12 protein-coding genes are annotated in these 12786 nt (G+C 31.5%); 2 read left to right on the top strand and 10 right to left on the bottom strand.

Annotation, left to right across the window (positions count from 1 at the left end; translation table 11 throughout):
- The first annotated feature begins 24 nt into the window (after positions 1-24).
- Positions 25-768, top strand: a complete 744-nt coding sequence (locus tag BB050_RS20240; protein ID WP_066034890.1) for an SDR family oxidoreductase — start codon at positions 25-27, stop codon at positions 766-768.
- Between the two features lie 51 nt (positions 769-819).
- Here the strand turns inward: BB050_RS20240 and BB050_RS20235 are convergent, their stop codons facing one another.
- The 8 genes from BB050_RS20235 to BB050_RS20200 form a co-directional block, all read right to left on the bottom strand.
- A complete protein-coding gene (locus BB050_RS20235; RefSeq protein WP_066034889.1) occupies positions 820-2160 on the bottom strand; it encodes a restriction endonuclease in 1341 nt (446 codons plus the stop codon).
- A 3-nt stretch (positions 2161-2163) separates the two neighbouring features.
- Entirely contained in the window at positions 2164-2649 is a 486-nt protein-coding gene (locus tag BB050_RS20230; protein WP_066034888.1) for a hypothetical protein, read from the bottom strand.
- The gene (locus BB050_RS20225; RefSeq protein ID WP_066034887.1) at positions 2650-2922 is read right to left on the bottom strand and encodes a hypothetical protein; all 273 of its coding nucleotides are present in this window, start codon (positions 2920-2922) and stop codon (positions 2650-2652) included.
- A 6-nt stretch (positions 2923-2928) separates the two neighbouring features.
- Positions 2929-3294: a hypothetical protein gene (locus tag BB050_RS20220; RefSeq protein WP_066034886.1), complete on the bottom strand. Its 366-nt coding sequence runs from the start codon at positions 3292-3294 to the stop codon at positions 2929-2931.
- 2 nt (positions 3295-3296) lie between these two features.
- Positions 3297-4031, bottom strand: a complete 735-nt coding sequence (locus tag BB050_RS20215; protein ID WP_066034885.1) for a hypothetical protein — start codon at positions 4029-4031, stop codon at positions 3297-3299.
- Positions 4031-6535: an N-6 DNA methylase gene (locus BB050_RS20210; RefSeq protein ID WP_066034884.1), complete on the bottom strand. Its 2505-nt coding sequence runs from the start codon at positions 6533-6535 to the stop codon at positions 4031-4033. Before BB050_RS20210 ends, BB050_RS20215 begins: the two co-directional genes overlap by 1 nt.
- Before the next feature lie 33 nt (positions 6536-6568).
- On the bottom strand, positions 6569-9136 hold the full coding sequence (locus tag BB050_RS20205) for a DEAD/DEAH box helicase family protein (protein ID WP_066034883.1): 2568 nt from the start codon (positions 9134-9136) through the stop codon (positions 6569-6571).
- Positions 9137-9344: 208 nt separating this feature from the next.
- Positions 9345-9578: a hypothetical protein gene (locus BB050_RS20200; RefSeq protein ID WP_066034882.1), complete on the bottom strand. Its 234-nt coding sequence runs from the start codon at positions 9576-9578 to the stop codon at positions 9345-9347.
- A gap of 301 nt (positions 9579-9879) precedes the next feature.
- Here BB050_RS20200 and BB050_RS20195 point away from each other — a divergent pair, with 301 nt between their 5' ends.
- Complete coding sequence (locus BB050_RS20195; RefSeq protein WP_066034881.1) at positions 9880-10845, top strand: hydrogen peroxide-inducible genes activator; 966 nt, start codon at positions 9880-9882, stop codon at positions 10843-10845.
- A gap of 382 nt (positions 10846-11227) precedes the next feature.
- On the opposite strand, the gene BB050_RS20190 is transcribed toward BB050_RS20195, so the two are convergent.
- Positions 11228-11989: an alpha/beta hydrolase gene (locus BB050_RS20190; RefSeq protein WP_066034880.1), complete on the bottom strand. Its 762-nt coding sequence runs from the start codon at positions 11987-11989 to the stop codon at positions 11228-11230.
- Positions 11990-12205: 216 nt separating this feature from the next.
- Positions 12206-12622 (bottom strand): OsmC family protein, encoded by a 417-nt coding sequence (locus BB050_RS20185; RefSeq protein ID WP_066034879.1) that lies wholly within the window; start codon positions 12620-12622, stop codon positions 12206-12208.
- Positions 12623-12786: the final 164 nt, after the last annotated feature.

The following is a 12786-nucleotide window of genomic DNA, read 5'->3' as shown; positions in this document are numbered from 1 at the left end:
AATAAATTTTAAATAATCAAAAAGATGGAAAATCTTAAAAATAAAACAGCCGTTATAACAGGCGGAAACAGCGGAATAGGTTACGCAACAGCCAAACAATTAAAAGAGCAAGGCGCAAACGTAATTATTACAGGAAGAAGAAAAGAAGCCATAGAAAAAGCCGCTTTAGAACTTGGTGTTACAGCCATCACAGCAGATCAATCGAATATTTCGGATATCGAAAAACTGGCAACTCAAGTAAAAGCCGATATCGGTTCGGTTGATATTTTGTTTATCAATGCTGGAATTGCGGGTTTAGGAACCATTGAACAAACCACAGAAGAACTGTACGACAGTATTATGAATGTGAATCTAAAAGGTGCTTTTTTCACTTTAAGCAAATTTATTCCGATTCTGAAAGATGGCGCTTCGGTGGTATTTCTTTCTTCGAATACTGCGAGTATGCCGGGTCCGGGATCTTCGGTTTATTCGGCGAGTAAAACGGCTTTGAATTCGTTTATGAGATCGGCGGCTTTAGAATTAGCACCAAGAAAGATTCGTGTCAATTCGGTTAGCCCAGGACCAACTCAAACCGAAGTCATGAACAAAGTAGGCCTAGATGAAACCACCGTAAAAGGCATTATGGATGTCGTAGTAGAAAAAGTCCCGCTAAAACAAATGGGAAGGGCAGAAGATGTGGCTCAAATGGTTTCGTATCTAAGTAGTGATGCTGCGGTGTTTATGACTGGAGCTGATGTTATTATGGATGGTGGGATGAGTTTGGGGTGATAATAATTTAAAAGAGATGTACATAAAGCAACTTAATGTACATCTCTTTTCTTAAATATCTTCAAAACGTTGAATTACATTTTGTGAGTTTATAATACCGCTAAAACCGGTCAAATGTTCAATAATAACTGAAAGATTAACTTTGTCGTCTTTCGTTTTATAGCCTAAATAATAAAGTAATGCTTCTGTTGTAAGTGGAATAAATCTTTTAATATCAGTGTTCCAAGTAATTTCATTTGCAAAATCTTGCAAATTTGTTTTAAATGAATTGCTAACTATAATAAATCCAATTTTGGTAAATCCCTCTTTCTTTAATTTTGGGCAAAAAGTTGCAATATACTCTCTTATTGCTCTATCGTCACGTCCCATAGAATAGCCTTCATTGTAAGCTTTTGCATCTACAATAAAGGCAGTATGCTCCTCTCTAAATTTTATGATGGCATCAGGGTTTCTTCCTGTTCCTTGACCAAAATTTTCGATTTCAAATCCTAAGAATTTGAAAGTTTCTGCAACCATCTTTTCAAACTCATTTCCTTTCGCTGAAGATGATTTATCATTGCAATTTCCTAATTCTACAAGTCGAGCTATTCGTGGAATCAAATAATCATTTAAATCAAAATTCGCTTTAAAATTAATTTGCTCATCATTTTGAGATGGTTCTAAAATTATTATTTCTGGCTTTGCTTTTTTGTAATCCACTCTTGGCTTTCCAGTGAAATTCCAAAATGTATGTTCTGCTTCCCAGTTACTAATTTCTCTTCCTGTATGTTCTTCAAGGATTTTTTTAACTTCTTCGTTTAAATTAAAGAAATATTTATAGTTTTCCTTCTGAGTTTTATGATCTTCCCATATTTCTAATTCCTTAAAACCGTTTACAAGTGAAGTATAAAAAATTGGCCATTTTTCTGGATTATATATTTGCCAAAAATAGGAAAGAAAATAACCGACAGAGCCAGGATTTGGAGCTTTACGCTTATCTGGAGCTGTTTTGAAAATTGAGCCAGCAAATTTTTCTAATTTTTCAATTTTATTTAATGCATCTTCTAAATTGGAAGGTTCAGAGATTACCTCCTTTAGCAATATAGTTAAAGAATCAAGATTTGGCTCACTGTTTTTCGTTAGCTGATTAAAAAACATTTGTCCTTTTGTGGCAGTAAATCCCCAATAGTTATTGCGTTTATTATAACTGTCTAAACTAGTTTTAAACTCATTGACAAAATAATCACCTGTCATAAAAATGTCAAGTATGTCTTTGATATGTTTAATAGAATCTATTCTATTTTCATCAATATCTTTTATAATATTGCCTTTTGTATCAAGAACTTTTTTATTTGTTTTTTGATAATCTTCCCAAATTTCAATGATTTGGTTTTGCGTGTTTTTGGCGATCATAATTTACTTTTTTTCTAAACCAACTAACCAAGTTTTCAATTCATCAAAAATTCTTTTATCTCTGTTTGTTTCTAGAAGTATATTTGATGGATTAAATTTTTCTACATTAATGAATTTCTGGAGCCAACCTTTTGAATAATTGTAATTCTTTGTAATGTGTTTTCTTCCTTTTCCTCTAGTTCTACAAGCACAAATTATTATATCGATATCATTATTACTATCACTATCGCTTTCTTGATTATTAGATAAAGATAATTCTACGAGTTTGTCAATTTTCTTAACTTGATTTTCATGGTCGCCAGCACTGTTAATGCCTATTTTTAGTTTGCCAATAGTTAAGATTCCAAAAGTATCTATTAGGTAGTTTGTCGGGTCTAATCCAATAGTATTAGGAATCGCGTAAGTATTAATGATCCAATGCGCAATAATGTTTATTTTGGTTGTTTTACCGCAACCACTAATTCCTTTGAGAATAAATATTTTTTTCATTTATTTTTTTATTCTAATGATATTATTAAAACCTTTACTTTTTAAAAATCTTTGTGCCATGTATGTAGTAAAAACTTTTGGGTTTGAAGCTAATTCTTCTCTATTGGGATATAAATTTGCATAGGAAATTACCAATTTGCATGGATAAAGTTTGTTATTGAATTCTAGAGCCCAAACTCTTTCTTTTCGTTTTGGATTAAAATTAACTTCGTCGTCAATTCTTTTAATTGCTTTTAGAATATGATCTTTAGTTATATTTGATGGTATAGCCATAGGGATTTATCTTTGAATATAATTTTGCCAGTATTCTGGTTGTAGTTCTCCAATGTGAAGGTCTACAAATGCAATTCCTTCATCTGTTAATTGCCCAACTTTTTCAAAAGGACCCCATTCTTCAGGCTTAAACAATTTAGCAGGAACTAGTTTGCTATTTTTATATGTAATTTTGAAATCGTTTCCGTTTTTGTCTCTTTCTTCAAAATGTAAAGCAGCCATTAAAATATTTACAGGAAAATTATCAGTGGAAGTTAAAACTCCAGCAATAAATTCATTATCATCATAACCATCATAAAAAATTATATAATGTTTACCTGCTTCAAACCTTCGATCTCTTGCTTCTAGAATATCTCCTTTATTCCTCTTCATGATTAATTATTAGTTTCATTTTCATACCAATTACTTAATGAATCATAAATTCTTTCAATTTCTTGAAAATTAATGTCATCACTTAGGATATGTATGTCGTATTCTAAGCAATCACCGACATCTTTTATTGATAAATAATGATTATGAATTAATACTTGATTTATTTGCTCATCAATAATCGAATACTCTCTGGTTTCTTCATCTTTACTTTCGATTAAAAATTTTTCAAAGCATTCTTGAATTATCGATTTAGTAAAAGATTGTATTTCACTAGCATATTGAAGTATGTCATTTATTCTTTTGTGAAGGTATATATCCGTTCTAAATGGAATTGCTCCATTTGCATGGGCAATATTATTTCTTTCATCAACTAATTTTTTATAATTGCCAATTAAAGCTTTAACATCTGAATGTGAAGCGCAAACATATTTTAATAAATCAAAAACTTTTCTTTCGTTTTCAATGCTAAAATCATATGGGTTAATAGCATTTCCTAAAGCCTCAGTAAATCCTAGTTTAATTTTATTAAAATCATCTTCTTTTATAGATTTTACTTGCCACAAATTAAAATATACAAAACTCATAAATAACATATGATAAGCCATAAAAGCAAACTGATACTTCTGATTGTTATAGTTTTCTTGGTAGCAATCCCATAAATATGTAATATATTCTTGCTCACTTTGATTTCTATAACTATAAGGTAAAAATTTAAATATGTTTATTGCTTCATCCATTATGTAGTCCAAACTTTATTAATTCTATCTTTTATTTTTTGTTCATAGATAGAAATTAGTTCTTTATTAGCATTAATTAAAGCTTGCTCTTTTTCTATTTGAGAAACTATTTCTTGTTGAATTTTAATTGAAGGAACTGGAATTTTATATGACTTGACGAAATCAGTTGGAATTCTTTGTAAACCACCTGTTCCCGTCATGTTAAGTTTTCCTTTTTCTCTGAAATTGTCAGTAATAATATTAAGATATATCCAGATTGAAAGTATTTTCTTATTTGGCCTAAATACATAATATTCGCTTGATCCGAAACCAATACCATTGATTAAGTTTTTTGCTATCCCTGCTTTACCATTCTCAAAGCAAGGTGTTACTTTTGCAAGTAATACATCGTCTTCTTTAAAATAAGTATAACCTTTATATACTTCATTTAAAGGTTTTACTTGATTAACAACAAAATCCATTTGATTTTCATTCAAATCAGCCATAGGTACAAATGAAACTTCAGTCTTCTCATCGAGATTATTTATTTCTGATTTTTTAGGATTAACTACACAAATATCTTCAAAAGCAAGTTTTTCCCAACTATTATCAAGTTCAATTCTAGGTTTATAATTATCAACCACTATTTTAGCACCATCAATTATTTTTTGATAGCTTTCAATCTCAGCAACAATTTCTTCTTGAATAGATAGTGGTGGAAGTGGAATTTTCACTCCTTTTATATCAGGATTATTTATCAAAGCGATACCAGCTGAATTTGAAATTGTTGTCAAATCAAATTGTCTCATAAAAGCAAATAAATATCTAGGATTTAATATTTTTTCATTATTTACAGAAATCCCCATACAATTGTTGTCAATTAAGCATGGTATTTTGGTAAAACGTTTTTTATTAGTTGCAATAGCAGCACCTCTTTTGGGAAATACAATCGAATTAACTGGTAATAAGGAAAAGGAAGTTTCTTTTATCCAATGTGAAGATGTAATTAGATCAGTAGTGTTTTCAGGTAGATTCATATCACTTACTTTAATGCAAGCTATTGAACCGTTATCTTCGAATTCTGTTAACACCCTTCCATTGTCAACATTTATTAAACTGCCAAGTTCAACAATTGGATATGAGGATAATCTTACTTCTGTGTTCTTATAACGCTCACCACTCAAATTATAATCCCCACTTTTTCCAATTTCATTTTTAGTTACTCTTTGTGCCAAAGTTGTATTATTAAACTCTTTCCCATCAATACAATTTTGTCTAAATGTTTTTAAAGTGGATACAGCTTCTTGAAGTTGTCCTCCTTTCACAGGATTACGTTGCGCACCTAAACTATAACCATCGTTATCAATTTTGATAAATAAAATATCTTCTGTTTTCTTAGATAAATTGGCATCCATTAATAGAATAGAGGTTTTTACACCGCTGTAAGGATTAAAAACACCAGCAGGTAAACTCACAACAGCGTACAGATATTTATCCACCAGCATTTTACGTAATGCTTTATAGGCTGTACCACTTTGAAATATAATACCTTCAGGAACAATAATTCCAGCTCTTCCTTTTGGAGTTAAATGTTCAGCTATATAATCAACAAAAAGAACTTCTGATCGATTACTACTAATTGTAAACTTTTTATGAGGTCTGATACCTCCTTTTGGACTCATAAATGGAGGATTGGCCAAGACAATATCAAAGGTTTCGTCCCAACGATCTTCGCTACTTAATGTATCATATTCAAAAACGTGAGGATCAGAAAAACCATGTAGATATAAATTGACTAAACTCAAACGAACCATATCTGGAGATATATCGTAACCAATAAAATTCTTAATTAGTTTTTTGCGTTCGTCTGGAGTTAAGTTATTGTTGTTTTCTTTAATATGTTTAAAAGCCGAAATTAAAAAACCTGCTGTACCACAAGCAGGATCAAGTATAGTTTCGTCTTTTTTAGGATCAACAACTTCAACTAAAAAATCAATAATATGTCGAGGTGTTCTAAATTGTCCAGCGTCACCTTGCGATCCCATAACAGACAATAAATATTCAAAAGCATCTCCTAGTTTTTCACTATGTGTATACTCAAATTCGCTGATTGTTTTTAGAAACATCTTTAAAGTTTCCGGATCACGATATGGTAAGTATGCATTTTTAAAAATATTAGCAAATAGTTCTGGAATATTTGGATTTTTTACCATTCCTTCAATTGCTTCTGAATATAGTTTTAACATTTCTGTTGCACTAACTTTGGTATCAAAAAGATTATCCCAACTATATTTTTCAAAAGAAACTATTATTTCCTTTTTTGAATCATTTGGATCAGGAATTTTATAATCTGAAAAGAATTTTGCTTTTCCTCCTAATTCTATAGCTTCTTTATCCATGTCATCCATGAATTTATAAATTAAGGCTATAGTAATTTGTTCAATTTGTGATTTAGGGTCTGGTAATTTTCCAACCAAAATATCACGACAATCATCAATTCTTCTTTTTGTTATGTTATCTAACATTATGTTTATTATGGGTATTATTTAAATTTAAAATTATGCAGCGAAATTTTCTAGTTTTATATAATCTTTTATGTAAACTGGAATTACTTCTCTGTATTTAATATTTACTTCTTTAAACTGAGTAATAGTTAAAGTAGCATTTGTTTGTAAAGCCTGAAAATCTTTATTTTCGATTATTTTTCTAATATCCTGATCTACAATGTAAGCTTTGAAAAAGTATTGTAGTGCTCTAATATTAACGTCCTCTTCCGGTGGATAGATTGAAATAAATTTGTCAAATTCTTCGTCCAGCATTTCATCCTTCGATTTGAATTTTGGAATAATTCCAAAAATCTTTTCTACTATTTCACGTATTGAAACTTTACGATCTATTTTAGCTGCTTTACGAAGTTTTTCAATGTTGAAATATTCATTAGGCTTTTCTAAAATCTCATTTTGAATATGACTTACTATGAATTCCCAATTGCCTAGCTCAACATTTTTTTTAATAATGTCATCCATTACTATTCGGTCCTCGAATTTTTGAAAAAGCATGCGGTCAATCTTCATGCCTTCATATCCTATTTTAGTTTCTTCCATTAATGTTAATGGATCAGAAATTTGACTAATATATTTATTTATAGAAGTATTTGCTATTTGTTCTATATTATTGGAACCTTCTTTTGGTTTAGGAAGTTGTAAAGCCTCATCGTAAGCAAAATCTTTTTCGAAATATTCACAATTGGCAAAAAAATCAAAAAGCTTAAAGTTCTCTTTATCATATGTAATAATTTCTTCTTCATTCAATTCATTTTTTGATTTGAAAGAAAAAGTATTTTTTCGCGTTCCTCGACCTTTGATTTGTACGAAATCCGAAGGATTGAAAATTGGACGCATCAAACAAATATTTAATAGATCGGGACAATCATAACCCGTTGTCATCATTCCCACAGTAATGCAGACCCTAGATTTACTTGTTTTATAGCCTTCTAACCAATTTGATCTTCCATTCAAATTATTATTGGAAAAATTAATTGTCATTTGTTTTGAATCTGCTACTTGCGAAGTTACCTGAACTGCAAAATCTGAGTTATATTTGTTAGGGAATTTTTGTTCTGCAAATTCGTTTAAAAGTTCAGCGATCTTTCTGGCATGATTTTGACTTACAGCAAAAATAATTGTTTTTCCAATTTCATTAGTTATTGGGTCTCTTAAAGCATTTGCTAGAAATGTTTGACAAATAATTGAATTCGTTTCTTCTGAAAAGAATTTTTTCTCAAAATCTGTTGATACGAACGTTTCAATTTCCTCTACTTCATCAGAAGAGACAATAACATCGTATCCTTCATCAGAGAGTAATTGTGTTGTTATTTCAGTTCGTGCATCAATAACTATTGGATTTCTTAAGAAATCATCTTTCACTCCATCTAAAAGAGTATATCTAAATGTTGGATCGCCACTTTCACATCCAAAAGTTGTATATGTGTCTCTTAATATTCTTCGTTCTATTTCGCGAGGATCATTTTCCTTAACCTGATCTATATCAACACCTTTTAGATAATCTTTTGGGGTAGCAGTTAATCCTAATTTATAGCCATTAAAATATTCAAAAACAGCTCGAGAATTACCAGAAATTGATCGATGGGATTCATCAGAAATTATCAAATCAAAATCAGTTGGTTTAAAAAAGTCTCTATATTTATTGTTATATAACAAAGATTGAATTGTTGTAACAACGATATCAGCTTTTTGCCAATCTGTTTTATGCTCTTTATAAATATAAGTTGTGTAATCCGGCTTTAAATAAGCTGTAAAATCTTTAAGTGCTTGATCTTCTAATTCAAGCCTATCAACTAAAAAAAGAACTCTCCTCGCATTTTTTGAGCGAAGAAATAATTTAATTACAGCAGAAGAAGTTAATGTTTTTCCCGTTCCTGTTGCCATTTCGAAAAGAAAACGATCTTTTCCTTCGCCAACAGCTTTTTGAAGCGCTTTTATTGCATTTAATTGGTAATATCTTAAGAAACGAAGTTTGTTATCCCAAATAAAATCAGTACTACTTTCTATGTTACCTTTCCATCCTGGTCTACTTTCATAATCAGGCATTTGAATTGAAGCAATGTAATCATTAGTTATAATTTCATTTACTAAAGATTCTCTATCTGGATTCCAATTTTTGATCGCTCCAATTTCACTTGGAGATGGAAAAGTATAAATTGGTTTTGGATTCCCTTTCTTTAAATCCCATAGATAATGTACTATTCCATTTGAAAGAATGATATACTGGGCATCTACTGAATTAGCATATTTTCTTGCTTGTTCTTTTGCCGCAAGAGGATGAATGCTTTCTTTTTTAGCTTCTAAAACGCAAATAGGCTTATTTGTATCATCTACAAGTAAAAAATCTAAAGACCCATTTTTTACTTTTTCGTAATCATTACCCCAATCATTAATTTCTGTTTGAGTTATTTTTACATGATTTTCTAATAAAATATTTGCAGTACCTTGCTCATTATCAAAGAATCGCCAGCCCGCTTCAGAAAGTAGCTGATTAATTTTGATTCTTGCATGAGCTTCATTTTTCATATTAGACTGATGGGCTTTTTGATATTGATCAAACATATCAAATAATTCTCACATTGACAATTATAATGATTAGGTTTATTTAATGCTGTAAAGATATGTTAAGGATCAATTTTAAACAATTCTAAGAATAATTAAAACTCCAAACAATAAGTATTTATACGGTATTTTGTCCAATTCATAAAAAACAAAACCCTCAATCTTCTTTCAAAGACCAAGGGTTTTAATTTTTCAAATAAGAACCTAATTACTCCAAATCCAGATAAGGATCTAAAATTTCGGCTAGTTCATTGAGCCAATAGAAGCTGTCTCCAAGTTTGGCAGCGTTTAACTGAATGTTTTCTTGATCGCTTAGAACGCCCAAAGCGAGGGTTAAATTTACCTGTCTTATGGCTCTCGCCATATCGAGTGGGTCAATTCTGTCGTTGAAGAAATTCATTAGACCGATTTCGGCTTCTTTTGAAAGGGTTTTGGTACTCATAACTCTGTAATTTAGGAAATATAAAACCCATGTAGCTTAGGTGTCCTACGCTTACAGAAGCGTTACGGTTGTTTCCAATGCCGCCACCATACCACATGGGCAAGAAGTTTTTTAAGTATCATAATTCTGTAATTTAGGAAGCGCAAATATATTAAAAAAGAAGTTGGTTTAATAGTATAAAAAGTAGTATAATTCTTAAATATCATTTAGAGGTAACCAATACAAATTTTTCTTAAAAAACTAACAATAAAAAAGAGCAACTCAGTACCTTAGCATCTCAGTACCTTAGAAACTAGAAAACATGACCATTCAGCAGTTAAAATATATTGTTGCCTTAGACGAAGAACGGCATTTTGCAAGAGCTGCCGAAGTTTGTATGGTAACGCAGCCAGGACTTACCATTCAGTTAAAAAATCTGGAAGAAGAAATCGGAATTAAGATTTTTGATCGAAATAAAGTGCCGTTGACACCAACCGTTTTAGGAATTGAAATTATCAATAAAGCCAAAAAGATACTTCGTGAAGTAGATGAAATTCGTGATTTTGTGATTAACGAAAAAAATCTGTTGGAAGGAGAGCTGAAACTTGGCATTATTTCCACATTATCGCCTTATCTGATTCCGCTGTTTATTCAGGCCATGAAAGAAGCGGCGCCAAATGTGCATTTTATTATTAAAGAAGGCTATACGGGACATTTAATGCGCGATTTGGAAACTGGTGCAATTGACGTTGCCATTATGGCTACGCCAACAGGAAACCCGAATTTAATAGAACATGTTGTTTTTAAAGAACCGTTTGTTGCCTATTTAAATCAGACGCATCCTATGGCGAATGATGAATTTTACGAAATGCAGCCCGGCGACAAAACCGAATTGTTATTACTGCATCACGAATATTGCTACAACGCTCAATTATTAGACATCTGCGGACTAAAAACATCAGATAAAATAAAGGAGCAATTTACGTACGATATTAATTCGATAGAAACCTTAAAAAATCTAGTTCGAGCCCATTTAGGATTTGCGATTATCCCTAAACTTTCAACCTTAAACGAATCAGGCGGACTTTTTAAACCTTTCAAAGAACCTGTTCCCGTAAGAGAAATAAGTCTGGTAGTTTCCGATTCTTTCTCTAAGAAATTATTGCTGGAGAAAATGAATGAAGCCATCTGGAACTGCCTTCCTGAGTCATTAAAAAAAGATTTCTCGTATAAAAAAATCCGCTGGAACGATTCGCCTTATTTTATTAAAGCGATTAGCAAGCTTTAAAAATTTTCAATACTAAAATTCTAAATTCCAATTGATTTGGGAGAAATTCCAATACAAAAAAATCCAAATTCCAAGCTATACAGTAATTGGAATTTGGAATTTTTGCTCACAGTTTGTCATTTCGACCGAAGGGAGAAATCACACGCGGGATTCCGTAACGTTTGTCGCCAATCTTTGTAGAATTTCTAGTGAAGATTTGCTTCGCCAGTTCGCTATCGCTCGGGTCTACTTCGTCGAAATGACAAGATTATGTGAATTTATGATTATCAATTATTAATTATCAATTATCAATTATCAATTATCAATTATCAATTATCAATTATCAATTATCAATTATCAATTATCAATTATCAATTATCAATTAACCATTAATAACTCATAATTACTTACTCGCTTCAATAATCACATTAGCCACTTTCTCCGGCTGAGAAATAAATACTACGTGGCTACCTTTAATTTCAGTGATTTTTGTGTTAGAGCGTTTGTACATCGCGTGCTGAATACTAGGAACAATACTTTTATCTTCAGTCGCTACAATTCCGTAAGAAGGTTTAGTTCTCCAAGCGGCTTTAGTTATTGGTGTTAAAAAACCTTTTGCATGAAAAGCACCTTGCGAAGCATACATAAAATCGGCTTGTTCTTTGCTCAAGTCTCCTGCAAAACCAGCGTGAAATTTAGCTTTGTCATAATACGCAATTCCTTTTTCGTCTGGAGGCAATACACCGTTTTCTGGAGCTGGAGGAGCAGTTTGCAACCATTGAACAGAATTTTCGCCATTATCAGGCTGTAAAGCCGCAACGTAAACCAAAGCCGCTACTTTAGGGTGATTTCCAGCTTCTGTAATTACGGTTCCGCCCCAAGAATGTCCAACCAAAATTGTTGGTCCGTCTTGTTTGTCTAAAGCTAAGTTTGTAGCTTGAACATCATCTTCCAAAGAACTCAACGGATTCTGAACGATGGTTACATTATAGCCTTTTTTTGTCAAAACCTTGTATAAACCTTGCCATCCAGAACCATCTGCAAAGGCACCGTGAACCAAAACGACATTTTTAATTTTAGGATTAGTTTGAGCGTTTGCGTTTGTGAATGCTAAACTAAAAATTAGTATTGCGAATGCTAAAAAGCTTTTAAATATTGTTTTCATTTTTATAAAATTTTAGATTTTAGATTTTAGATTTTAGATTTTTTTGAAATTACATTTCTCCACAATCTTGTCATTCCGAGGAACGAGGAATCACACACGTTAATCGACAAAGATTGGTGATATTCTTTGTGAAATTTCTGGCGTGTCCTTCGACTCAGCTCAGGAGGACAAAGCTTTGCGCAAAGCTTTGGAATTTGAGATTTCAAATATTGGTATTTAATTAAGTGTTACTTGTAAAGTAATCTCAGTATTTAGCAATTTTGAAATTGGACAAATTTCTTTTGCTTTTTGAGCGGTTTGCTGAAACTCTTCTACCGAAATTCCAGGTACTTTTCCAGTCAATTCTAACTGAATTAAAGTAATAGTTCCGTCCTCAAAAGTTACTTTAGCCGTTGTATCTAAATCTTCTGGAACAAAACCAGCTTCAGATAATAAAAAGCTTAACTGCATTGTAAAACATCCAGAATGTGCCGCTGCGATTAATTCCTCAGGATTGGTTCCAACACCTTGCTCAAAACGGGTTTTAAATGATAATTGCGCATTGTCTAAAGTTGTGCTTTGTGTACTAATGGTTCCTTTTCCTTCCATTCCTGTACCTTTCCAGTTTGCGTTTGCTCTTCTTGTAAATTTCATGATTTCTATTTTTTAAGTTATTTTTTAAGATGTTCAAATCATTTCTTTGATTTTGATGAGACAAAGGTATAGGGAAGGTGTTTATTAATCAAATTAATAATTTTTAGTATTTATAAAAATAATTTATAAGTATTGATTAGATTGGGGTTAGAACGCAAAAGACT

This window comes from Flavobacterium anhuiense (assembly GCF_001705175.1).
Classification (GTDB): Bacteria; Bacteroidota; Bacteroidia; order Flavobacteriales; family Flavobacteriaceae; genus Flavobacterium; species Flavobacterium anhuiense.
The sequence above is the reverse complement of the archived record's forward strand: the minus strand, read 5'-3'. Positions and strand labels throughout refer to the sequence as shown.